This is a genomic window from Curtobacterium sp. C2H10, from assembly GCF_025407985.1.
Taxonomy (GTDB): Bacteria; Actinomycetota; Actinomycetes; order Actinomycetales; family Microbacteriaceae; genus Curtobacterium.
In genome coordinates this window covers 1-23,083 of record NZ_JABXGF010000006.1, presented here as the reverse complement: position 1 = coordinate 23,083, position 23,083 = coordinate 1, and the positions used below count along the sequence as shown (strand labels likewise).

At 72.2% G+C, this 23,083-nt stretch carries 21 protein-coding genes and 1 tRNA gene; 13 read left to right on the top strand and 9 right to left on the bottom strand.

The window, feature by feature from the left end; all coding sequences use genetic code 11:
* Nucleotides 1-2: 2 nt before the first annotated feature.
* Nucleotides 3-1,376 (top strand): sugar ABC transporter substrate-binding protein, encoded by a 1,374-nt coding sequence (locus HWD93_RS04770; protein ID WP_261646175.1) that lies wholly within the window; start codon nucleotides 3-5, stop codon nucleotides 1,374-1,376.
* A gap of 289 nt (nucleotides 1,377-1,665) precedes the next feature.
* Here HWD93_RS04770 and HWD93_RS04765 read toward each other — a convergent pair whose 3' ends face one another.
* Genes HWD93_RS04765 through HWD93_RS04755 form a run of 3 tightly spaced genes read right to left on the bottom strand, consistent with a single transcriptional unit; the run spans nucleotide 1,666 to nucleotide 4,093 of the window.
* The gene (locus tag HWD93_RS04765; RefSeq protein WP_261646174.1) at nucleotides 1,666-2,094 is read right to left on the bottom strand and encodes an RbsD/FucU family protein; all 429 of its coding nucleotides are present in this window, start codon (nucleotides 2,092-2,094) and stop codon (nucleotides 1,666-1,668) included.
* On the bottom strand, nucleotides 2,094-3,104 hold the full coding sequence (locus tag HWD93_RS04760; protein ID WP_261646173.1) for a LacI family DNA-binding transcriptional regulator: 1,011 nt from the start codon (nucleotides 3,102-3,104) through the stop codon (nucleotides 2,094-2,096). The genes HWD93_RS04765 and HWD93_RS04760 overlap by 1 nt, the downstream gene beginning before the upstream one ends.
* On the bottom strand, nucleotides 3,101-4,093 hold the full coding sequence (locus HWD93_RS04755) for an aldo/keto reductase (RefSeq protein WP_261646172.1): 993 nt from the start codon (nucleotides 4,091-4,093) through the stop codon (nucleotides 3,101-3,103). Before HWD93_RS04755 ends, HWD93_RS04760 begins: the two co-directional genes overlap by 4 nt.
* Nucleotides 4,094-4,213: 120 nt before the next feature.
* Between HWD93_RS04755 and HWD93_RS04750 the strand changes: the two genes are divergently transcribed.
* The 3 genes from HWD93_RS04750 to HWD93_RS04740 all read left to right on the top strand — a co-directional run bounded on the left by HWD93_RS04750 (nucleotide 4,214) and on the right by HWD93_RS04740 (nucleotide 6,781).
* Nucleotides 4,214-5,764: an alpha-L-fucosidase gene (locus HWD93_RS04750; RefSeq protein WP_261646171.1), complete on the top strand. Its 1,551-nt coding sequence runs from the start codon at nucleotides 4,214-4,216 to the stop codon at nucleotides 5,762-5,764.
* 83 nt (nucleotides 5,765-5,847) lie between these two features.
* Nucleotides 5,848-6,459 (top strand): ScbR family autoregulator-binding transcription factor, encoded by a 612-nt coding sequence (locus HWD93_RS04745; RefSeq protein ID WP_070418133.1) that lies wholly within the window; start codon nucleotides 5,848-5,850, stop codon nucleotides 6,457-6,459.
* A 4-nt stretch (nucleotides 6,460-6,463) separates the two neighbouring features.
* Complete coding sequence (locus HWD93_RS04740) at nucleotides 6,464-6,781, top strand: hypothetical protein (protein WP_261646170.1); 318 nt, start codon at nucleotides 6,464-6,466, stop codon at nucleotides 6,779-6,781.
* Between the two features lie 33 nt (nucleotides 6,782-6,814).
* Here HWD93_RS04740 and HWD93_RS04735 read toward each other — a convergent pair whose 3' ends face one another.
* The 4 genes from HWD93_RS04735 to HWD93_RS04720 all read right to left on the bottom strand — a co-directional run bounded on the left by HWD93_RS04735 (nucleotide 6,815) and on the right by HWD93_RS04720 (nucleotide 10,362).
* The gene (locus HWD93_RS04735) at nucleotides 6,815-7,243 is read right to left on the bottom strand and encodes a BLUF domain-containing protein (protein WP_083295228.1); all 429 of its coding nucleotides are present in this window, start codon (nucleotides 7,241-7,243) and stop codon (nucleotides 6,815-6,817) included.
* Nucleotides 7,244-7,303: 60 nt separating this feature from the next.
* A complete protein-coding gene (locus HWD93_RS04730) occupies nucleotides 7,304-8,512 on the bottom strand; it encodes an MFS transporter (protein ID WP_070418135.1) in 1,209 nt (402 codons plus the stop codon).
* Between the two features lie 63 nt (nucleotides 8,513-8,575).
* Nucleotides 8,576-9,196, bottom strand: coding sequence for a response regulator transcription factor (locus tag HWD93_RS04725; RefSeq protein ID WP_070418136.1), 621 nt, complete (start codon nucleotides 9,194-9,196; stop codon nucleotides 8,576-8,578).
* Nucleotides 9,193-10,362: a sensor histidine kinase gene (locus tag HWD93_RS04720; RefSeq protein ID WP_261646169.1), complete on the bottom strand. Its 1,170-nt coding sequence runs from the start codon at nucleotides 10,360-10,362 to the stop codon at nucleotides 9,193-9,195. Before HWD93_RS04720 ends, HWD93_RS04725 begins: the two co-directional genes overlap by 4 nt.
* 175 nt (nucleotides 10,363-10,537) lie before the next feature.
* Here HWD93_RS04720 and HWD93_RS04715 point away from each other — a divergent pair, with 175 nt between their 5' ends.
* The 5 genes from HWD93_RS04715 to HWD93_RS04695 are packed head-to-tail and all read left to right on the top strand — an operon-like array spanning nucleotide 10,538 to nucleotide 14,425.
* On the top strand, nucleotides 10,538-11,638 hold the full coding sequence (locus HWD93_RS04715) for an ABC transporter permease (RefSeq protein ID WP_261646241.1): 1,101 nt from the start codon (nucleotides 10,538-10,540) through the stop codon (nucleotides 11,636-11,638).
* Nucleotides 11,635-12,360, top strand: a complete 726-nt coding sequence (locus HWD93_RS04710) for an ABC transporter ATP-binding protein (protein WP_261646168.1) — start codon at nucleotides 11,635-11,637, stop codon at nucleotides 12,358-12,360. The genes HWD93_RS04715 and HWD93_RS04710 overlap by 4 nt, the downstream gene beginning before the upstream one ends.
* 10 nt (nucleotides 12,361-12,370) lie before the next feature.
* Nucleotides 12,371-13,093, top strand: coding sequence for a histidine phosphatase family protein (locus HWD93_RS04705; protein WP_071296033.1), 723 nt, complete (start codon nucleotides 12,371-12,373; stop codon nucleotides 13,091-13,093).
* A gap of 34 nt (nucleotides 13,094-13,127) precedes the next feature.
* Entirely contained in the window at nucleotides 13,128-13,655 is a 528-nt protein-coding gene (locus tag HWD93_RS04700) for a DUF3090 domain-containing protein (protein ID WP_070418140.1), read from the top strand.
* Nucleotides 13,652-14,425 carry an SCO1664 family protein gene (locus HWD93_RS04695; RefSeq protein WP_261646167.1) on the top strand — a complete coding sequence of 258 codons (774 nt, stop codon included), beginning with the start codon at nucleotides 13,652-13,654 and terminating at the stop codon, nucleotides 14,423-14,425. The genes HWD93_RS04700 and HWD93_RS04695 overlap by 4 nt, the downstream gene beginning before the upstream one ends.
* Nucleotides 14,426-14,760: 335 nt before the next feature.
* Here HWD93_RS04695 and HWD93_RS04690 read toward each other — a convergent pair whose 3' ends face one another.
* Nucleotides 14,761-16,773 carry a VWA domain-containing protein gene (locus HWD93_RS04690; protein WP_261646166.1) on the bottom strand — a complete coding sequence of 671 codons (2,013 nt, stop codon included), beginning with the start codon at nucleotides 16,771-16,773 and terminating at the stop codon, nucleotides 14,761-14,763.
* The gene (locus tag HWD93_RS04685; protein WP_261646165.1) at nucleotides 16,766-18,151 is read right to left on the bottom strand and encodes an AAA family ATPase; all 1,386 of its coding nucleotides are present in this window, start codon (nucleotides 18,149-18,151) and stop codon (nucleotides 16,766-16,768) included. The genes HWD93_RS04690 and HWD93_RS04685 overlap by 8 nt, the downstream gene beginning before the upstream one ends.
* A gap of 212 nt (nucleotides 18,152-18,363) precedes the next feature.
* On the opposite strand from HWD93_RS04685, the gene HWD93_RS04680 reads away from it, so the two are divergent.
* From HWD93_RS04680 to HWD93_RS04665, 4 genes are all read left to right on the top strand, one after another.
* On the top strand, nucleotides 18,364-19,821 hold the full coding sequence (locus HWD93_RS04680; protein ID WP_308202934.1) for an MFS transporter: 1,458 nt from the start codon (nucleotides 18,364-18,366) through the stop codon (nucleotides 19,819-19,821).
* Nucleotides 19,822-19,970: 149 nt separating this feature from the next.
* Nucleotides 19,971-20,645, top strand: a complete 675-nt coding sequence (locus HWD93_RS04675; protein WP_071296032.1) for a GntR family transcriptional regulator — start codon at nucleotides 19,971-19,973, stop codon at nucleotides 20,643-20,645.
* A 195-nt stretch (nucleotides 20,646-20,840) separates the two neighbouring features.
* Nucleotides 20,841-22,265: an LCP family protein gene (locus tag HWD93_RS04670; RefSeq protein WP_261646164.1), complete on the top strand. Its 1,425-nt coding sequence runs from the start codon at nucleotides 20,841-20,843 to the stop codon at nucleotides 22,263-22,265.
* Nucleotides 22,266-22,679: 414 nt separating this feature from the next.
* A tRNA-Ser gene (locus tag HWD93_RS04665) sits at nucleotides 22,680-22,769 on the top strand.
* Nucleotides 22,770-23,083 lie beyond the last annotated feature (314 nt).

Below are 23,083 nucleotides of genomic sequence, written 5' to 3'. Positions count from 1 at the left end.
ACATGACGAACTCCATCACCCGCCGCGCCCTCTTCGCCGGCGGAGCGTCCGCCCTGGCGCTCGGTGCGCTCGCCGCCTGCTCCACCACGGGCACCCCGAACCCGCGGAGCGGTGCGACCGGCACGGTGTCCTACTGGCTCTGGGACTCGAACCAGCTGCCGGCGTACCAGGCCGTCGCCAAGGCCTTCGAGCGCGAGAACCCCGGCATCACGATCAGGATCACCCAGCTCGGGTGGGCCGACTACTGGACGAAGCTCACCGCCGGGTTCATCGCCGGCACCGCGCCGGACGTGTTCACGGACCACCTGTCGAAGTTCCCGCAGTTCGCCGACCTCGACGTGCTGTACAAGCTCGACGAGCTCGAGGCGACGTCGGGTATCCGTGACGACGACTACCAGTCCGGGCTCGCCCAGCTCTGGAAGGGGCGGGACGGCCACCGGTACGGCTCGCCGAAGGACTGGGACACGGTCGCGATGTTCTACGACCAGAAGGTCATCGCGAAGGCCGGGTACACCGCCGACGACCTGGCCGCCCTGTCCTGGAACCCCGATGACGGCGGCACCTTCGAGCGCGCCGTCGCGCACCTCACGATCGACGGCAAGGGGCGCCGCGGGGACGAGCCGGGTTTCGACAAGGCGGACGTCGCCGTCTACGGGATGAGCGCCAACGGCAGCGGGGGCGACGGGTTCGGGCAGACCCAGTGGTCGCCGTTCACCGGGTCGATCGACTGGTTCTACACGAACAAGAACCCCTGGGGGAACCGGTTCCGCTACGACGACGCCGGGTTCCAGAAGACGATCTCGTGGTACTTCGGGCTCGCCGAGAAGGGCTACATGCCGAAGTACGGGGTCTTCTCCACGACGACCGGCCCGGACGTCCAGCTCGGCTCGAAGAAGGTCGCGCTCTCGTTCAACGGCTCGTGGATGATCGGGACGTACGCGAACCTCCCGGGCATCGACGTCGGGATCGCGCCGACGCCGACCGGGCCGATCGGGCACCGCGCGTCGATGTTCAACGGTCTCGGCGACTCGATCACGAAGCAGGCGCGGAACCCGGAGGCAGCGGCGAAGTGGGTCGCGTTCCTCGGCAGCGCTGCCGCCCAGGAGATCGTCGGCCGGGCGGGCATCGTCTTCCCGGCACGCCGATCGGGGACCGACGCAGCGGTGGCGGCGTACGCGAAGCGGGGCCTCGACGTGACGGCCTTCACCGAGCAGGTCGAGGACGGCACGACGTTCCTGTTCCCCGTGACCCGGAACCCGGCCGACGTGCAGGCCCTCGTGCAACCGGCGTTCGACGACATCTACGCGAACGGCAAGCCGATCTCGACGCTGACCGGGGTGAACGAGCAGGTCAACAACCTCCTCGCCCTCACCTGAGCCGCCGTCGGTCGACCGACTGGAGGCGCGGGTCCGGCCCGCACCGCGCCTCCGGTCCGCACGTGGGGGACTGGAGGCGCGGGTCCGGCCCGCACCGCGCCTCCAGCGCGGGTCCGGCCCGCACCGCGCCTCCGGTCCGCCCGTGGGGACGCGCACGCTGATGTGCGGACATGCGCACCCTGACGACGACTGCGCGTGGTGGAACGCGCGCAGTCGTCGTCAGCGCGCGCACTCACGCCCGCGCCCGACCGCGCCCGCCCGCGCGCCCCGCCGCCCGCGCCCGCGCGCCCTACTGCTCCGGCGTGCGCTGGAACCCGATCTCGAGCAGCAGGTTCGCGTGCGACCGCTGGTCGCCCGTCGCGATGACCAACCCGGTCTCGGGCGCCCGGACCGCGTCGTAGAACGCGAACCGGTCGAGCGCACCGAGCGGCACGTCCGGCCCGAGGATGCGCCGGTAGCCCTCGTGCGCCGCGACGACGGTGTCCGCCGGAGCCTGCATGACCGTCGCCGCCTCGACCGGGACCGCGTCGAGCAGGGTCGTCAGGACCTCGTCGACGTCGAGCAGTCCGGGGCGGAAGTTGAGGTGCACGAGCGCGGCGCCGGGACGCATCGCCGTCGCGAACGGGTAGTTCCCGTCGGCGACCAGCACCTTGGAGCCGTGCCCGAGCGACGCGAGCGCGCTCAGCGTCGGTTGGTGGGTGAGGGTGTAGCGCAGCATCATGCCTCCGTGGGGGTGACGAGTCGGGCGACCGATCCACCGGCGACCAGACGGGGTGCGACGACGACGTCGACGGGAGCCGGGTCGGCGTCGGGGTCCGTCAGGCGCGCGTGGATCAGGTCGGCGGCGCGGACGGCGAGCTCGTGCGTGGGCTGCACGATGACGGTGAGCTTCGGGACGGTGGCCTGGGCGAGTTCGAGGCCGTCGAACCCGAGCACGGAGAGCTCCCGGCCGAGGGTCAGCCCGGACTCGTTCAGCGCGATGACGGCTCCGAGGGTGAGTTCGTAGTTCGCGCAGAAGACCGCGGTCGGGCGGTCCGGCTGCACGAGGAGCCGCTGCATCGCCGCCTGCCCGTGCTGCACCGTGAGGGGGCCCTCGACGACCGAGTCCGGTCCGAGGACACCGCCCTCCCGTTCGACCACCGCACGGAAGCCCGCGGTGCGCTCCCGCATGGTGGAGACCGCGGGGTCACCGGCGACGACCCCGACCCGGCGGTGCCCGTGGTCGAGCAGGTGGCGGGCGGCGAGGGCGCCGGCGCCGCGGTTGTCGAGGAAGACGCCGTCGGTGGTGAGGGCGTCCGCACGCCAGTCGATCTGCACGACCGGCACCCGCTCGGCCTCACGCGCCAGGGCCTCGACGTCGTGGTCCGACGGCACCGCGATGATGCCGTCCACCATCCGGCTGAGGAGCAGGTCGACCGCGCCCGCGGCGGCGTCCGGGCTCGACGAGACGATGACGCTCGTCCCGTGCGCCCGGAGTGCGCTCTCGACCCCGGCGATCACGGTGAGGTGGAAGTCGTTGTCGAGCGCCGGCAGCAGGACGCCGATCGTGCCGGACCGCCGGGAGCGCAGGCTCCGGGCGAACCCGTTGGGCCGGAACCCGAGCGTCGCCGCGGCCCGTTCGATCGCCTGTGCGTTCTCGTCGCGGACGGTGCCGCCGTTGTAGAACTTCGAGATCGTCGCGAGCGAGAGCCCCGTCGCCCGCTGCAGGTCCTTGTAGGTCGCCGTCACCCGACGCCCCCGGGGATCGTGCCGTCCTCGTCCCACAGGTCGTGCCAGCTTGCGGCGCCCGACCACAGGAACACCTGCCCCTTGATGAGCCGGACGCCGCGGTCGACGTCCTGCATCGCCCGGAGTTCCTCGTCGGTGAGCGGGTCCGTCAGCGCGCCGTCGAGGTTCGCGCGGTACTGCTCGGGCTTCACCGAGAACGGGATCGGGACCTGCCCGCGCGCGACCGCCCACTTGAGGCAGACCACGGCGGGGTGCACGCCGTGCGCCTCGGCGATCCGCCGGACGACGGGGTGGTCGACGTCCACGGGGTCGTCGTCCTCGCGGTCGCGCTCCGGGCGGGACGGTGACCCGAGCGGCGAGTAGCCCACGGGCTGGATGTCGTTCGCGCGGCAGAAGTCGAACAGCTCCGGTTGCTGGAACGTCGGGTGCAGCTCCATCTCGTTGAGCGCCGGGAGGACCCGGGCGTCGCGGAGCAGCAGCCGCAGCTTCGGGACCGTCGTGTTCGACGTGCCGAGGTGCCGGACCAGTCCAGCGTCGACGAGCCCCTCGAGCGCCCGCCAGAGCGCGAGGTACGCGGCGTGGTCGTAGGGGCGGGCCGACCGGTCGCGGTCCTCGACCGAGGCGTGCGGCGCGTGGTGGTTCGGGAACGGCCAGTGCACGAACACCGCGTCGAGGTGGTCGAGCCGCAGGTCCCGGAGTGATCGCTCGACCGACGCGACCGCATCGGCCGGGTCGTGCGCGTCGTTCCAGACCTTCGACATCACGAAGAGGTCCTCGCGCGGGACACCGCTCGCCGCGATCGCTGCGCCGACCTCGGGCTCGTTGCCGTAGACCGAGGCGCAGTCGACCAACCGGTAGCCGGCGTCGAGGCCGCCGCGGACCGCCGCCGCCACCTCGTCCGGGCCGTACCGGTCGGAGCCGAACGTGCCGAGCCCGATCGTCGGGATGTGCGCACCGGTCCGCAAGGTGCGGGTCGTCAGGACGTCCACGGTGGCCTGCTTCCTGCGCGTCGTCGCGCATCACTCAACGTTTCACCCATGCGGGTGCGATGCACGCTACCGTAGAACCGTCTCCAGGACGAAACGTTTCGCTCGACTCGAGGAGGAGTCATGCCCGAACCCCAAGACCTGCCACGGATCGACCCGGCAGCCCTGCCGGAGCCGGTCGACGTGTCGGACAACTCCGCGGCGCTCGCCGCCGTCGCCGAGGTCGTCGCCGCCGGCCCGTACGAGGCGACCTGGGAGTCACTCCGCGGGTACACGCCGCCGCGCTGGTACGAGGACGCCAAGTTCGGGGTCTTCCTGCACTGGGGCGTCTACTCGGTGCCGGCCTTCCGGAACGAGTGGTACTCGCGGGACATGTACCGCGCGGGTACCCCCGAGTTCGAGCACCACGTGGCCACCTACGGACCGCAGTCGCAGTTCGGCTACAAGGACTTCATCCCGTCGTTCACGATGGAGCACTTCGACCCGCAGGACTGGGCGACCCTGTTCCGTCGCGCGGGGGCGCAGTTCGTCGTCCCCGTCGCCGAGCACCACGACGGCTTCGCGATGTACGACACCGACCGCTCCCGGTGGAGCGCGGCGCGGATGGGGCCGGAGCGCGACGTGTTCGGGGACCTGCTCCAGGCAGTCGACGACGCGTTCATGGTCCGCGGCGCTTCCTCGCACCGGGCCGAGCACTGGTTCTTCATGAACGGGGGAGCACGGTTCGACTCGGACGTGCTCGACCCGCGGTTCATCGACTTCTACGGCCCGGCCCAGCGCGAGGAGACCGCGCCGAACGAGCGACACCTCGAGGACTGGCTGCTCCGGACCGTCGAGGTCATCGACAAGTACCGGCCGCAGGTGCTCTGGTTCGACTGGTGGATCGAGCAGCCAGCGTTCGAGCCGTGGCTGCGCACCCTCGCCGCGTACTACTACAACCGTGCCGCCGAGTGGGGGCGCGAGGTCGTCATCAACTACAAGTGGCAGGCGTTCGCGGACGGCTCCGCCGTCTACGACATCGAGCGCGGTGCGATGGGGGACATCCCGCCGGTCGTCTGGCAGAACGACACCTCGGTGTCCAAGTCCGCCTGGTGCTGGATCGAGGGGCACGACTACAAGACCGCGCGCGACCTCGTCGCCGAGCTCGTCGACGTCGTCGCGAAGAACGGCGTCCTCCTGCTCAACGTCGGCCCGAAGCCGGACGGCACGATCGCCGAGCCCGAGCAGCGGCTGCTGGAGGGCATCGGCCGGTGGTTGACCGCCAACGGCGAGGCGATCTACGGCACCCGTCCCTGGCGCGTCTTCGGCGAGGGTCCGACGCACGTCCAGGCGGGGTCGTTCGTCGACGGCGCCGCTCCGGCCCACACGTCCGAGGACGTCCGGTTCACCACCCGCCACGACGTCACCGGCGAGTACGTCTACGCGGTCCTGCTCGCCGACCCGGCGGACGGTGTCGCGCGCATCCGCTCGTTCGGCAGCGGGACGAACCTGCTCGGACGGCCGATCCGCAGCGTCGAGGTGCTCGGCGCCGACGGCGAGGTGCAGTGGACGCAGACCGCCACGGCGCTCGAGGTCGTGGTGCCGACCGGTACCGATCCCGACTCCGGCCCGGTCGTGAAGGTCTGGCTGCGTCCGGAGGAGCGGCAGGAACGAACCGACTCGCTGCACGGGTGAGCGAGCGGTCCGACGGTGACCACCCTCGGACTGGAGGCGCGGTGCGGGCCCGCACCGCGCCTCCAGTCCGAGACACTGGAACCGTGGAACGACGCGCACTGATCCTGGAGGCCGCCGCCCGTGAGTTCGAGCGTGTCGGCTTCGCCGCCACGACGATCGCGGCCGTCGCCCGCGAGGCGGGCGTCTCGCAGGGCGCCCTGCACTTCCACTTCCCCACCAAGCTGTCCCTCGCGCTCGGGGTCATCGACGAGCAGAACGTGCGGACGTTCGACGTCGTGAGCCACCACGACGCGTCGCCCGCCGAGGCGCTCGTCCGGGCCTCCCGGGGCATCGCCGGCATGCTGCTGACCGACCCCGTCGTGAGCGCGGGCATCCGGCTCTCGCTCGAACGCGGCGAGTTCGGTGCCGCGACTGCCGCCTTCTACGACCAGTGGATCGGTGGGATCAGTGACCTGTTCCGCCTCGCGATCGCGAGCGGCGAACTCCGGACGGACCTCACACCCGAGCAGCTCGGCGCGACCGTCGTCCCGATGTTCACCGGGGTCCAGCTCGTCTCGGCGGTGCGGACCGGCCGGCAGGACCTCTTCCCCGCGGTCGCGACGATGTGGCGGATGGTGCTCACCGCCGTCGCGGACCCTCGGCACCGGCCCCGCTTGCTGGGGGTCGTGGCGGACGCGTTCGGCACGGCAGACTGACGCCGTGGACACCAGCGAGCACGGCACCCCTCCGTACGGCGACCCCGCGCTCGCGACGTCCGGGGTCGAGCGGGTGGGGTGGTCCGCGAGCGTCGTCGCGCTGCACGTCGTCGCGACCGTGCTGCTCGCGGTCGGGTTCGTCGCCGTCTCGGTGACGCTCTGGGCCCTGTTCGTCACGGTCGACGACGGCGGCGGCGCGAACATCGGCGCCGGAATCCTCGGGGTGTTCGGCCTGGGCGTCGGTGCGCTCGGGCTGGTCGTGCTCGCCGCTGCGGGCAGTGCGGCCGCGGTCACCCGTGTCCGGCACCGACGAGCGCACTGACGCGGGACGGCACGGGGGCCGGGCTGCTGCGGGTCAGCGGTCGTGGAGCTCGCGGTCGCGGAACCACTTCAGCAGCCAGGCCGCGCTCGTGCGGTCGAAGGACCGCGGGAAGTCGACGCCGTCGGTGAGGAACGGGCTGAAGCCCTCCTCCGCGGCGATGTCGGAGTCGTCGAGCGACCGGTAGGCCATCGACCAGCCGTCGAACCGACGGCGTTCGATGTCCTCGCGCACGAGGGACTTCACCTCGCCGTGGCGGGGGTCGCGCGCGATCGCGGCGAACCGGTCGTCCACGCTCCACGCCGGGCCCTCGAGCAGCTGCATGAAGCGGCCGTCCTTCGCCAACAGGATGCCGGAGACCCCCAGCGCCTCGTTCCGGAGCCGCGACCCACGCAGGAGCTCGGTCAGGGCGGCGTCGTCGAAGGGGGTGGCCGCCCGGCTCATGTAGACGATGGAGACGAGCACGGCTCCATCTTGGCGCGGGCCGCCGTCGACACGAAATGGTGTCCGCTAGACGTAGTGCCGTCAGTCCGCGGACGGGGCCGGTGCGCCGACCGGGGGCTCCCGCACGTCGAGCGTGGTGCGGTTCCGGGTCGCCGGGGCGGCGAGCAGCGCCACGACGAGGAGTGCGGCGGGGACGAGCATCGCCGCCTGCAGGCCGAGGTGCTCGCCGAGGAACCCGAGGGCCGGAGGACCCGCCAGGAACGCGATGTAACCCGCGGTCGCGACGACGGACACCCGTCGGTCGCCATCGGTCGGGTGGTCGCCGGCGGCCGAGATCGCGAGCGGGAAGCCGAGGGCGATGCCGAGACCCCACACCCCGGCGGCGGCCGCGGTCAGCACGGGGCTCGGCGACACCACGACGAGGAGCACGCCGACGGTGCCGACCGCCGCGCACACCCGGACGACCGGGGCGCGACCGAACCGGGCGACGAGGGGCGTGCCGGCCGTCCGCCCGACGAACATCGCGAGGGCGAAGCCGGTGAAGACGAGGGACCCGACGGCCTCGGGGGCGCCGTGGTCGGTCGTCATGAGCAGCGGGAGCCAGTCGCTCGCGGCACCCTCGGCGAACGCCATCGCCAGGGTGATCACGGCGATGAGCAGCACCTGCACCGTGAGCACGGCCCGGAGCCGCGGAGCCGGTGCGGCCGCGGACGACGCCTCGGGCGCAACGCGGGGGACCGGACGGAGGTTCACGGCGGCGAACGCGGCGAGTGCGGCCATGACGACGGTGGCGCCGAGCAGGTGCGTGAGGACCGGCGTCCGGGCAGCGGTCACCGCGATGCCCGCCACCCCGCCGAGGACCGTGCCGAGACTGAAGCAGGCGTGGAGCAGCGGGACGACCGGCCGACCGATCCGCCGTTCGACCGCAGCCGCCTCGACGTTCAGGCCGATCTCGGCGACGCCCGACCCGAAGCCGATGAGGAACAGCCCGCCCCACACCCCGGCGGCGAGCTGCGCGGGGGCGGACAGGGCGACGAGGAGCATGCCGACGACGGGCAGGACCCCGCCGAGGACGATGAGCGGGCGGGTCCCGAGTCGCCGGACGAGCACACCGGCGCCGAGGATCCCGATCATCGAGCCGATCGAGAGCCCGAGGATGACGATGCCCATCGCCTCGATCGAGGCCCCGAGCGCGTCGCGGATCGCGGGCGTGCGGGTGATCCACGAGGCGATCCCGAACCCGGTCATCGTCGACGTGGCGAAGAGTGCCGCGCGGTGGCGCTCGATCATGGGTCCATCAGAACGTCCCACCGTGGTCGAGTCAAGGGAACGGCGCAGACCGCCGGTGCGAGGTCAGCGCAGCATGCCGAGCGAGCGCGCCGTGGACACCGCAGCCGTCCGCGAGGCGACCCCGAGCTTCGAGAACACGTGCACGAGGTGCGACTTGACCGTCGCCTCGCTGATGTGGAGCCGCGCCGCGACCTCGCCGTTCGCAGCGCCGGCGGCGACGAGCTCGAGGACCTCGATCTCCCGCGCCGAGAGCGACACCTGCGGGGTCCGCATCCGGGCCATCAGCCTGCCGGCGATCGCGGGCGCGAGCGCGCTCTGGCCGGACGCCGCCGCCCGGACGGCCGCGATCAGGTCGTGCGGCGGCGCGTCCTTGAGGAGGTACCCGCTCGCGCCGGCCTCCACCGCGCCGAGGATGTCGCCGTCGGAGTCGTAGTTCGTGAGCACGAGGACGTACGGCGCGGCGTCGAGCGCACGGATCCGCCGGGTGGCTTCGGCACCGGAGGTGTCCTGGCCGAACTGCAGGTCCATCAGGACGAGTTCCGGCGAGAGGTCGGCGGCGAGCTCGACCGCGGTCCCCGGCGTCGCGGCCTCGCCGACGACCTCGAGGTCGTCCTCCGCGTCGAGCAGCGCGCGCAGGCCGGCCCGCACGACCGGGTGGTCGTCGGCGATCAGGATCCGGATCACGGCACCTCCAGGACGGCGACGAGGGTGGTGCCGCGTCCGGGCGCCGAGTCGATCTCCAGCCGTCCGCCGAACTGGCCGACGCGGTCCCGGGCCGCGCGCAGGCCGAACGAGTCGGACGCGACCGCTCGCGACAGCGCGGTGACCGGGTCGAAACCGACGCCGTCGTCCGAGACCGTCAGTCGCGCCTCCTGGCCGTCGACCGCGAGTGACAGCGCGACGTTCGTGGCGTGCGCGTGCTGCACCACGTTCGCGACCGCGCCCTGGGCGATGCGCAGCAGCGCCGTCTGGACGTCCATCGGCAGCACCACGTCGGGCACGTCGACGGTCACGGACAGGCCGTCGCGGGACCACTGCTGCTCGGCGAGCCGTCCGAGCGCCGCCGGGAGCCCCTGGTCGAGCGACGGCGGCGTGAGCTCACGGATGAACCGCCGGGTGTCGGCGAGTCCGTCCGCCGCGGTGTCACGTGCGAGCCGGATGTGCTCCAGCCCGGGGCGGTCGCCGTCCGCGCGTTCCGCGGCGTGCAGGAGCATCTGGATGCTCGACAGGCCCTGCGCGACGGTGTCGTGGATCTCGCGGGCGAGGCGAGCCCGCTCGGCGAGGACGCCCTGTTCACGCTCGGTCGCGGCCAGGCGGTCACGGGTCGCGATGAGTTCGGCGACGAGCGCCTCGCGCTCCGTGGCCTCGCGCGCGAGGGCGCGGTACCCGAGCCCGATGAGCAACGCCACACCGGCGCCGACGAGCGGGCCGACGACCCCGCCGACCGTGAACCCGCCGTGCAGCCCGAGCGCGACGACCGCGACGAGGGTGGCGACCACCACGGCGACCGGACCGACCACGCGGGGGAGGACGTGCAGGTACAGGAAGAACAGCGGGAAGACGAGGTACGCGGCCTCGGGCACGAGCACCAGCAGGGCGATCCAGACGAGGCTCAGCGCGACGAGCCAGACCGCGCCGGCGATCGCACGACGGCGCTCGGCGGTGCGGGCGGCGACGGCTCCGAGCAGGTAGACGCCGGCGAAGACGACGCTCAGCCCGAGGGGCACCCATGGCCGCGGGCCGTCGCTGACCAGCACACGGATGACGACGAGGGCCAGGAGCGCGGCGGACAGCACGTGCAGGCCGGTCCGGAGACCGACGAAGACCGGGGTGAGCGTGCTGTGCGCCATGACGGTCCCAGCGTACGGAGCCGGGTGCGGGACCGGATCAACCGAAAGTTCGATCGGGGGACCAGTCCGGTCGACGATGTCCGCCGGGACCGGCGCGGCGAGGCTGGAGGCGTGGTCGCGGAGGGTCCGTGACCGTCGTGGTCGCGGAGGGTCCGTGACCCGGGAAGGGACCATCGTGTTCGTCGCCTGGCGCGACCTCCGGTTCGCTCGCGGACGCTTCGTGCTCATCGGCTCCGTCGTCGCGCTCATCACCCTGCTCGTGGGGTTCCTCGCGGGCCTCACCGGCGGACTCGCCGCCCAGAACGTCTCGGCCGTGCTCGACCTGCCGGGTGACCGACTGGTCCTGCAGCAACCGTCCGACGGGCAGCCGTCCTTCGGCGAGTCGACCATCGGCCAGGAGGCGCGGGTCGGCTGGCAGACGGCGGCCGGCGTCGACGAGGTGGTCCCGGTCGGGATCGTCCAGGGGCGAGCGACGTCGGGTCACGACGACGGATCGGCGGTCGGGGTCGCCCTGTTCGGGCTGGCCGCCGACCACGGCGGCTCGGCCGACGCGCGTGGCTCGGTCGCCTCGCTCGCGCCGACGCGGGACGACGAGGTCGGCCTGTCCTCCGGCGCGGCCGCCGACCTCGGGGTCGACGTCGGCGACCCCGTGACGATCACGGGCACCACCTACCGGGTCGCCTCCGTCGGCGGCGACGCCTGGTACAGCCACACGCCGGTCCTCGTGATGACCCCGGACGCCTGGTCCGCGGCCGATCGGCGGCTCGGGGGCGACGGCGACCCCACCGTCCTCGCGGTGAGCGGGTCGCCCGACTGGGACGCCGTCGCCACCGCGACCCGCACGTCGGCCTCGTCGCACCTCGGCTCGCTCACCGCCCTCGAGACGTTCCGGTCGGAGGTCGGTTCGCTCGCCCTGATGATCGCGATGCTGTTCGGCGTCTCCGCCCTCGTCGTCGGCGCCTTCTTCACGGTGTGGACCATGCAGCGCGCGGGCGACGTCGCCGTCCTGAAGGCACTCGGTGCGAGCACCCGGTCGCTCGTCCGGGACGCCCTCGGCCAGGCGCTCGTCGTGCTCGTCGTCGGCATCGGCGTCGGGACCGCCGCGGTCGTGGGTCTCGGGGCGCTCGCCGGCGGTGCGCTGCCGTTCCTGCTCAGCCCGCTCACCACGCTGGTCCCGGCGATCGCGATGGCGGCCCTCGGGCTCGCCGGAGCCGCGGTCGCCCTCCGCACCGTCACCGCCGCCGACCCCCTCACCGCACTCGGGAGCAACCGATGATCACCCTCGACGACGTCACCCTCACCTTCCCCGACGGCGACCGCCGCGTCACCGCGGTCGACCACGTCTCGCTGACGGCACGCACCGGCGAGGTCACCGGGATCACCGGCCCCTCCGGCTCCGGCAAGTCCTCGATCCTGGCCGTCGCGGCGACGCTCATCCGGCCGAACTCCGGCCGCATCGTCATCACCGGTGCGCGGGGCGACGCGGTCGACGCCGCCGCGCTGTCGCGGGACGAGGCCACCGCGCTCCGACGGGAACGCATCGGCATCGTGTTCCAGCAGTCGAACCTGTTGCCGTCGCTGACCGCCCGCGAGCAGCTCCTCGTCATGGCGCACCTCGGGGGCCCGCGGGCCGGGCGGCGGGGTGCGGCGGTCCGCGATCGGGCCGACGACCTGATCGACGCGGTCGGGCTGTCCGGGCACGCCGACAAGCGACCGGCCCAGCTGTCCGGTGGGCAACGGCAGCGGATCGCGATCGCCCGCGCACTCGTGCACGAGCCGGAGGTCCTGCTCGTCGACGAACCCACGAGCGCACTCGACCAGGAGCGCGGCGCGGCGATCATGTCGCTCATCGCGCAGCTGACCCACGAGCGCGGCACCGCGACGATGCTCGTGACGCACGACCTCGTGCACCGGGGCGCGCTCGACTCGCTCGTGACCGTCGTCGACGGACGGGTGGTGTCCGACGCGGCGACGGGCGACGGGCGCATCGCGGCCTAGGATCGGGCACATGGCGACCGTCCTCCTCGTCCGGCACGGACGCACCACCGCGAACGCGACCGGCGTCCTCGCCGGACGGACGGCAGGGGTGGCGCTCGACGCCGTCGGCCGCGAACAGGCCGCACGGACGGCCGGACGACTTGCCGCTGTCCCGCTCGCCGCGGTCGTGTCCAGCCCGCTCGAACGGTGTCGGCAGACCGCCCGCGCGCTGCTCGGACGCCAGGCCGGCGAGCCGGAGACCCGCATCGAGCGGGCGATCACGGAGTGCGACTACGGCGACTGGCAGGGCCGGAAGCTCGCGGACCTCGCGAAGGAGCCGCTCTGGCGGACGGTCCAGGCGAACCCGAGCGCCGTCGTGTTCCCCGGCGGGGAGTCCATGCAGGGGATGCAGTCGCGCGCGGTCGCCGCCGTCCGCCGGATCGACGCCGAGGTCGAGGCCGCCCACGGTCCGGGCGCCGTCTGGGTCGCGGTGAGCCACGGCGACGTGATCAAGTCCGTGCTCGCCGACGCCCTCGGCATGCACCTCGACCTGTTCCAGCGCATCGCGGTCGGACCGGCGTCGGTGTCCATCGTGCGCTACGGCGAGCACCGTCCCGAGGTCGTCGCCTCGAACACCGAGTCGGGCGACCTGACGTGGCTCGCGGCCGCACCGGCGCCGAGCGCGGACGCCGCGGTCGGGGGCGGCGCCGGCCACGACGACCCCGCCACCGGGCCGGCTCCTGCCGGAGCCTGAACGACTGTCGCCCGGCGCTCCTACAATGCGGGGTATGCCCACCATCGTGCACGGCTTCGACTGGCCGGACCGTCTCGTCGTCGGGACCGTCGGCCGTCCGGGCGAGCGGTCCTTCTACATCCAGGCGCGTGACGGCCGCCGTGTCACGAGCGTCGCGCTCGAGAAGGAGCAGTCGGCCGTCCTCGCGGACAAGATCGACGAGCTCCTGGACGAGGTCGCGACCGTCGAGGACAACCGGTTCAGCGTCCCGCCGTCCGCGCCCGCAGAACTCCGTGACGGTGAACCGCTCGACCAGCCGGTCGAGGCCGAGTTCCGTGCCGGCGCCCTGAGCCTCGGGTTCGACCCCGCCACCGCCCAGGTGGTGATCGAGGCGTACCCCATCGACGACGAGCTCGAGATCGTCGCCGAGACGACCGAGGACGGTGAGGAGATCGAGGCCGTGGTCGAGATCCCCGAGCCCGCCGAGCTGTTCCAGGTGAAGATCCCGGTCGGCACCGCCCGCGCGTTCGTCGAGCGCACGCGGGAGATCGTGGCCGCCGGCCGTCCACCAGGGGCCGCATGAGCGACGGGTCGCTGTCCATCCGGGCACGCATCCGGGAAGCCTCGAACGCCACCTTCCTCGCCGACCTCGACGGCGAGGCGGTCGTCTACAAGCCGATCGAGGGGGAGCGACCGCTCTGGGACTTCCCGGACGGCACCCTCGCCGATCGAGAGGTCGCGGCGTACCTCGTGTCCGAGGCGTTCGGCTGGGACGTCGTCCCCCCGACGTGGATGGGCGAGGGGCCGTTCGGCCGCGGCATGGTCCAGCGGTGGCAGGACGTCGATCCCGAGCAGGACGCGGTCGACCTCGTCCCCACCGCGGACGCCGAGGCCGAGCTGTCCGGCGACGGAGCACCCCGCTGGCGGCCGGTGCTCGAGGCGATCGACGAAGCAGACCGTCCGGTGACCCTCGTGCACGAGGACACGACCGCCCTGCGGCGGATGGCGGTGTTCGACGTCGTCGTGAACAACGCCGACCGCAAGGGCGGGCACGTCCTCGCGATGCCGGACGGTCACCGCTTCGGTGTCGACCACGGGCTGACCTTCCACGTCGAGCACAAGCTGCGCTCGGTGCTGTGGGGGTGGATCGGCGAACCGCTCGACGCGGACGAGCTCGAGGGCATCGACCGGGTGACCGAGGCCCTGCACGGCGATCTCGGTGCCGCACTCGACGAACACCTCACGGTGGCGGAGGTCGACACCCTGCGCGCTCGGTGCGCGGCGCTGCGGGCGGTCGGCCTGTTCCCGCCGCCACCGGGACACGGGCCCGCCGTGCCCTGGCCGCTCTTCTAGCGACCCGCTCGGCCTCCGGCGCGGAGATCGGGTCGGCAGGTTCCGTCGGGTGCGGAACCCACCGACCCGTACCGCGTCCCGCCTGCCGGGTCGCGGTGACCCGTGGCGGTCGGACGGAGGGCGCCGTTGTCCTCCGGGACCCCACGGGGGTCGACCGGCCGAGGACGGATCAGGTGCCATCGGTCGGTCATCACCACCTCACCGACGCTGTCGGTGTCCCGACAGCGTCGGTTCACCGACGTGGTCGGTCAGGTGGAGCGGTGATCGCGGCCGGGGTCTGGGGCAGCTGTGGCGTCAGCATACGACCGAGATCGCCCGAGGAACAGACCCTGCCGTCAGATTTTCCAGTCGTCCCGGAAGAGCGCTCCACCGCGGCGCGATCCCAGGTACGACCCGACCACCGCGACGCCGAGGTCGTCGTTCTCGGGCGCGACGACCTTGCCGTCCACCCGCTTTGCCATCGCGTCGATGAAGCGCGCCAGCCCCGGGTCGTCGCCGAGCCGGAAGAACGTCGTCTGCGCGCCGAGCCGTCCGGCGTTCTCGAGCTCCCGGACGGACAGCGCGATCGTGATCGGGTCCGGCGGGTACCCGAACCACACCTGGCCGTTCGGTTCGAGGTGCGAGGTGGGCTCGCCGTCGGTGACGATGAGCAGCACGGGCTGGGCGGTCGGGTGCTTCCGGAAGTGCCGGTTCGCGAGCAGCAGGGCGTGGTGGAGGTTGGTGCCCTTGTCCCACATCGCGTCGAGGCCGACGAGTTGCTCGATCTCCATCACCTCGGCTTCGCGGCCGAAGGCGATGAGCTGCAGGTCGTCGCCGCGGAACCGTGTGGACACGAGGGTGTGGAGTGCCAGCGCGGTGCGCTTCATCGGCACCCACCGGTCCTCCATCGCCATCGAGAACGACGTGTCGACGAGCAGGGCGACACAGGCCTGCGTCCGTGCCTCGGTCTCCTGCACCTCGACGTCGTCGATCTCCAGGCGGACGCCGGGGCCCATCCGTCCCGAGGCAGCCGTGCGGGTCAGCGCGTTCGTGATCGACCGCGTGACGTCCCACGGCTCGGTGTCGCCGTACTGCCACTGCCGGGTCGCACCGGAGGGTTCGCCGGATGCACCGGAGCGGCGGAGGTCACGGGCGCCCTGGCGGCCGGACATGCGCTCGGCGACGTCCCGGAGCAGGCTCTTCCCGAGCTGCCGCATCGCCTTCGGGGTGAGCCGGAGCTGCCCGTCGGCACCGCGGCGCATCGCACCGGAGTTGCGCAGGGCCTTCTCGAGCTGCTGCAGGGTCCTCGCGTCGACGACGGCATCGTTCCCGAGCTGGCGGCCGAGGGCGTCGAGGTCGAGGTCGTCGAGGTCGGAGCCCGGTCCGGCCTGCGCGATCTGGTCGGCCAGGGCGTCGAGGTCGGCGATGTCCTGGAACACCCCGGTCCCGTCGCCGAGGCCGAGTCCCTGCTCGCCCTCCATCCGCTCGGAGCCGCCCCAGTCCTCGCCCGGCCGGAGCGAGCGGAGGGTGTCGTCGAGCTGGGCGAGCTGTCCCATCAGGTCGGGGGAGCCGAACGCCTGCTGGGCGAGGGCGTCGAGCTCGTCGCGCTGCTCCTGGGTCATCGAGTTGCGCATGCGCTGTGCCGCGGCAGCCCGGGCAGCGAGGTCGTCGAGCAGTTCCTCGACGTTCTGCGGGTCCGACGGGAAGTACTGCCCGTGCTCGGCCATGAACGCGTCGAACTGCTCCTGCGTGTCCGTCCCCGCGCGGTGGTCCTCGAGCAGGGTGTTGAGGTCGCGCATCATCGCGGCGACGTCCTCGCGGTCCTGGTCGGTGGCGCCCTCGAGCGCCTGCTTCATGCCGGCGAACCGCTGGTCGAGGACCTCACGGCCGAGCAGGTCCTTGATCTCCTCGTACTTCTGGCGGGCGGACGGGCTCGTCCAGTCGTAGCCGCTCAGCTCCTGCACCGCGGTGGCGGGCGACGGCGACAGGCTGTCGAGCTGCATCTCGGCGAGGGCTCGGTCGCCGTCGTCGATCTCGGTGTCGCGGGCAAGTTGTCCGCGTTCCAGGAGCACGGCCTCGTCGAGCAGCTGCTTGACCTGCTGCAGGGTGCCCTCGAGGTTGTTCTTCGCCGTCAGCTCGCGACGTCGCTCGGCCACGCGGCGGGCCAGGTCGTCCAGGCCGCGCTGGTCCCGACCGCCGCGGCGCAGGTACTCCCGGATGGCACGCTCGGGCGAGGTGCCGCCCATGACGTCCTCGCCGATGGCGTCGAGCGCCTCGGCCAGGTCGACCGGGGGAGCGAGCGGGTCCGGGCCGTCCTCGTACTTCCCGTAGCGGGCGTCCCGCGCCAGGCGTCGGTTCGCCCTAGCCATAGACGGCTTCGCCCCCGCCGGACTCCTTGCTGATCCGCCGGGCGAGGAAGAGCCCCTCGAGCGCGAGTTCGATGGCGCCGGCACGCTCGCCGTCGTCGGTCGCTCCGAGCCGTTCGCAGATCTGGTCGTACAGGTCGGACTCGCCGATCGACGGCAGGCCCTCGAGGAAGGCGCGGGCGCTGACCTGCTCACCCGTGGTCACCATCGTGCCCCCGTCGAGCGCCTCGACGAGGACCGCGAAGTCGAGCCCGCGGAAGCGCGCCCGGACGGTCTCGGCGGTCGCGGTCCGGAGCAGGTGCTCGAGCACCTCGTCGGCGCGGTCCTCCTCGCCGTTCTCGAACTCGATCTTCCCGCCGAGGACGTCGATCGCGGTCTCGAGGTCGATCGGCCGCGCGACCGCGTGATCCTCACCCTGCCGCGCAGCGCGGTGCACCGCGGCGGCGGAGATCGTCTCGGCGCCGGCGATCGCGAAGCGGGCGCTGACGCCGCTGCGCTGGTCGACCGCACTCGATCCGCGCAGGGCACGCGTGAACCGGGCGAGGATCTCGACCAGCGCGTCCGGCACGTCGGCGGTGAGCCGCGCCTCCTGGCGGATCACGGCGATCTCGTCCTCGAGCTCGATCGGGTAGTGGGTGCGGATCTCGGCGCCGAAGCGGTCCTTCAACGGGGTGATGATCCGACCGCGGTTCGTGTAGTCCTCGGGGTTCGCGCTGGCGACCACGAGCACGTCGAGCGGCAGCCGCAGGACGTAGCCGCGGATCTGGACGTCGCGCTCCTCCATCACGTTGAGCATCGCGACCTGGATGCGCTCGGCGAGGTCGGGGAGCTCGTTGATGGCGACGATGCCGCGGTGGCCCCGGGGGACGAGGCCGAAGTGGATCGTCTCGGGGTCGCCCAGGCTGCGGCCCTCGGCGACCTTCATCGGGTCGACGTCGCCGATGAGGTCCGCGACGCTCGTGTCCGGCGTCGCGAGCTTCTCGACGTAGCGGTCGTCGCGGTGCCGCCAGCTGATGGGCAGGGCGTCGCCGAGGTCCGCGGCCCGGCGGATGCTCGCCGTCGTGATCGGTTCGTAGGGGTGCTCGCCGAGTTCGGAGCCGGTGATGACCGGCGTCCACTCGTCGAGCAGGCCCTGCAGGGTCCGGAGGAGTCGGGTCTTGCCCTGTCCGCGTTCGCCGAGCAGGACGACGTCGTGCCCGGCGATCAGGGCACGTTCGAGCTGCGGGACGACGGTGGTGGCGAAGCCGTGGAGGCCGGGCCAGGGGTCGCGGCCCTCGCGGAGGGCGCTGAGCAGGTTGTCGCGGATCTCGGCGCGGACCGTCTTCTGGAGGTGGCCAGAGGTGCGGAGCTCGCCGACCGTTCTGATGTCGGGTCGGGTCACCTCTTCGACGTTACGCCGTTCGGGCCTGGAGGCGCGGTGCGGGCTGGCACCGCGCCTCCAGGCCTCCTGCTTGTGAGTTTTCATAGCAATTGCAATGATTGGGGTTCCGGCATCGGAGCCGGATTCGATTAGGGGGATCCGGCTCCGAGCCCGGAACCCGTTCGTTTCCGGATCTGAACCATCTCGTCGATCCGGGCGTACGTTCCCCTCTCGTGAGCAGCACGACGAACGGGGCGATCAAGAGCCTGGTCCCCGCCAGGATGGACAGACTGCCGTGGACACGGTTCCACTGGAGTGTCGTGGTGGGACTCGGTGTCTCGTGGGTCCTCGACGGCCTCGAGATCCAGATCGTGTCGAACGCCGGGTTCCAGGCCGACCTGGACCTGTCGACGCAGCAGGTGACCTCGCTCGGCACCATCTACCTCGTCGGGCAGGTCGTCGGCGCGATCGTCTTCGGTCGGATGTCCGACCGGCTGGGGCGTCGGAAGCTCTTCATCCTCACGCTGGCCATCTACCTGATCGGCTCCGGCATCGCGGGGCTCGCGCAGGACTTCTGGTTCCTCGCAGCCTTCCGGTTCGTCGCCGGGCTCGGCATCGGCGGCGAGTACGCCGCGATCAACTCGGCGATCGACGAGCTCATCCCCGCGAAGTACCGCGGGCACGTCGACATCGCGATCAACGGCACCTACTGGGGCGGCGCGGCACTCGGCGCGTTCGCGAACATCTACCTGCTCGACACGGCCAACTTCGCCGAGAACATCGGCTGGCGCATCGGCTTCTTCCTCGGCCCGGTGCTCGGCATCGCGATCATCTTCCTGCGGCGGCACATCCCGGAGAGTCCGCGGTGGCTCATGACGCACGGACGCGAAGAGGAAGCCGAGGCGACGGTCACGCAGATCGAGGAGTCGGTCGAGAAGTCCACCGGGCACCGGCTGCCGGAGGTCGACGAGTCCAAGGCGATGACCGTCACGCCGACGGAGAACGTGAAGTTCCGGACGATCGTGAAGGTGCTGTTCCGGCAGTACCCGACCCGGACCCTGGTCGGCGCGACGATGATGATCACGCAGGCGTTCCTCTACAACGCGATCTTCTTCACCTACGCACTGGTGCTCACGAACTTCTTCGGCCTGAAGACCGCCGAGACGAGCGTGTACTTCTTCCCGTTCGCGATCGGCAACCTGCTCGGGCCGATCATCCTCGGTCGGTTCTTCGACACCTGGGGTCGTCGGCAGATGATCTTCTCGACGTACCTGGTGTCCGGGCTCGTGCTCGCCACCTCGGCGTTCCTGTTCCAGGCCGACGCGATCACCGCGCCGGTGCAGGTCGTCTTCTGGTGCGTCTCGTTCTTCTTCGCCTCGGCGGGCGCGTCCAGCGCGTACCTGACCGTGAGCGAGATCTTCCCGCTCGAGCTCCGGTCGCAGGCGATCTCGTACTTCTTCGCGCTGGCGCAGATCTTCGGTGCCGTCGCGCCGCTCATCTACGGCGCGCTCATCGGCGACGGGTCGTCCCGCGAGCCGCTGTTCTGGGGGTACCTGCTCGGGTCCGCGGTGATGATCGCGGGCGGCGTCGTGGCGCTGATCTTCGGCGTCGACGCGGCCCGGAAGGGGCTCGAGGACGTCACGCAACCCCTGTCGGTCCTGACCAAGGAAGCGGACGCGGCGCGGAAGTAGTATTCCGTATGCGGAGTGTTTAGCGCCGCGCTCCGGGGTCTGTCATCGTCCTCGCATGGCAGTCCTCCACAGCACGACAGTGTCCTGCACGGTCCACGGGCCGACCACTCGCGAAGCCGGCGGCGTGGGCCGTGCGTGATCCTGGCGGCATGGAGCGAGCACAGCACCGACCGGGTCGCGACGACGACGATCCGCACGGCATCCGACGGAGTCTGCTGCGGGACGCGGTCTTCGCGCGGCTGCTCGACAACGTGCTGCGCGGGGTCTACAGGCGTGGCCAGCGGATCCGGCTCGACACGATCGCGGCGGACATGCGGGTGTCCCGGACGCCGGTGCGCGAAGCGCTCGTGCCGCTCGAGAACCTGCGGCTCGTCTCGGTGCAGCGGTACGTCGGGGTGGTCGTCGCGCACTGGACCGTCGACCACATGATCGAGCGGATCCGGATCGCGCGGACGATGATCACCGAGCCCTCGGCGGGCGCGGTGCGGTGCGCGGATCGCTTCGACGTCGCCTGGCTCCGCGAGTGCGTGACCGAGGGCGGGGTCTTCGTCGAGCTCGGTTCGTGGTGGCTCCGCCGGAGCGGTGCGGCCGTCAGCGCCGACTGGCTCCTGTCGCAGCGTGCCGTGCTCGACGCGTTCTTCACGGACGACGTGGCGCTGGCGAACGGGATCGACGCCGTGGTCGCTCGTCGGGAACGCCGGAAGATCGCCGAACGCGCGACCACCGCGGCCGAGCGGGACGCGCTCGACGAGTGCGCGGTGGCGCTGGTCGAGCTCGCCGATGCCCTGATCGGCCTGCCGGAACGGTTCCGGGCGGCCGCCTGAGCACTCACCGCGGATTCCGGGGCCGCTCGCACTGAATCGACAGGCGGGCGCATGGCAGGGTGGTCCGGTTGCCGTCCCCGCGGCTCCGGGACCGACCGGGTCAGCGCGGGACCCCACGGTGCCCGACAGGGAGGGCACTGCCCGCGTGCTCGTCCGCTCGAGCACGCACCGTGTCCGCACACGACAGGAGTGCCCGTGAACGACGTCCGCGACCGATCCCACCGGCTGAACCGAGCGACCGGGATCGCACGGCACGGACGTCTCCGGCACCGCAACCCCGTCGGTACCGCGATGAAGGTGCTCTCCGGCGTGGCCGCGGTCGCCCTCGTGAGCACGGCGTCGGTCGCCGCGATCGCCGCCAAGCAGGTCACCGACGACTTCGGCGACGGCGTCGCGATCCAGGGGCAGCCAGCGCAGCCGGCGAAGGGACCGGCGGCGCTGAGTTCGTACCAGGGCGGCTTCAACATGCTGGTCGTCGGCACGGACAACGACCCCGAGCAGGGCACGGCGTACGGCGAACGCGACGCCACGTTGAACGACGTCAACATCCTGCTGCACGTCTCGGCCGACCACACCAACGCCACCGCGGTGAGCATCCCGCGCGACCTCGTCACGCCGATCCCCGCGTGCCGCAAGCAGGACGGCTCCGGGACGACACCCGCCATGGCCGCACAGCCGATCAACAGCGCGTGGGGCGAGGGCGGACTGAACTGCGTCGTGCAGACCGTGCAGGGACTGACCGGCCTCGACGTGCAGTACTCGGCGGCGGTGTCGTTCCAGGGCGTCATCGAGATGTCGAACGCGATCGGCGGTGTGCCGGTGTGCGTCGCGCAGCCGATCCACGACCGCTACACGGGGCTCGACCTGCCGCAGGGCACCTCGACGTTGCAGGGTGACCAGGCGCTGGCGTTCCTCCGCTCCCGGCACGGTGTGGGCGACGGCTCGGACCTCGGGCGGATCTCCAGCCAGCAGGCCTTCCTGTCCTCGCTGCTGCGCACGGTGAAGTCGAACGACACCCTCACCTCGCCGCCCACCCTGTACAAGCTGGCCCGGGCAGCGGCCTCGAACATGCAGCTGTCGCAGAGCCTCAACGACGCCGGCACGATGGTGGAGATGGGGCGGGCGCTCCAGGACCTCCCGCTCGCGCAGGTCAACTTCGTGCAGTACCCGGGGACGACCGGTGGGACGGGGGTGTACTCGGGGAAGGTGCAGCCGTCGGCGGAGCTCGCGGCGCAGCTGTTCGCGAAGATCCGGGCGGACCAGTCGTTCTCGCTCGGTGCGGACAGCACCGGGATCGGGGCGGAGCGTGCGGCGGGCGCGGGGTCGGCTTCGGGTGCCGGTGGCTCGGCTGCCGGCGCGGGGTCGGGCACGGGGAGTGCGGGGACGGGTGCCGGTGCGAGCACGGGGACGGGTGCCGGTGCGAGCGGCGCGGGCGCGGGGGCGGGTGTCGGTGCGAGCCTTGGTGCGGATGGTGCGAGCGCAGGTGCAGCCGGTGCCGCTGCCGGTGGAGCCTCCGCGCCCGCGAACAGCCCCGCGGCGACGGCTCCGGCCGAGACCCTCGACGGCTTGCAGGGGCAGTCCGCCGACGAGCAGACCTGCTCGAAGGCCTTCGGCTCCTGACCCCGGTCCCCGAGGTTTCGCGCTCACCGACACTCCACGCGCTCCCCGGCCCGTGAGATGTCGCCCAGCGCGAAGAACTGCCCGCGAATCCAGCGAGCCCAGCGCACTCGAACCACCGAGAACGGGGGCGCGGTGGTGGGCCGCGCCCCCTGGTCACTCCTCGGTCTGAGCCTCGCGCGATCGGGCGCGCGTCGGGCTCGCCGCCCAGGAGCGACGTCGGTGCTGTGTCGCGGCGACGGGGTGAGACCCCGGAATGTGATGGCCGCGCCTCGACGATGCTATTGACCGGGGTACGGGTGGACAACCCCCGACTGTCCCCACTTCGGGGGACCCTGCCGTGCGCCCGAGACAGGGTCGGTGTCGAGACAGTGCTCGACCTCCTGTATGGTGGTGGGAGCGCTCGCGAGAGTGCTTGGAGACGTCGCATAGTCCGGCCGAGTGCACCACCCTGCTAAGGTGGAGTCCCCTTTGAGGGGACCGAGGGTTCAAATCCCTCCGTCTCCGCGGCACACGAAACCCCGGTCCTCCAGGACCGGGGTTTCGTCGTTCCCATGGCGCACCGGGCGCATCGAATGCGCGGCGCGACCACCGCCGGACGGGAGGCACGGTGCCAGCCCGCACCGCGCCTCCCGTCCGTGCATGGGCGCCCCGCGACTGCCGCGCATCTCGTGAGCAGAAATGGTCGGGCGCGCGCACGTGACCCGACCATTTCTGCTCACGAAACCTCGCGGGGCGCCCCGCGCCCCGCGCGCCGCGCGTCAGACCGTCGCGACGCTGCCCGTCGGCACCGCGCCGCGCGAGCGCGCGCGCCGCGCCGC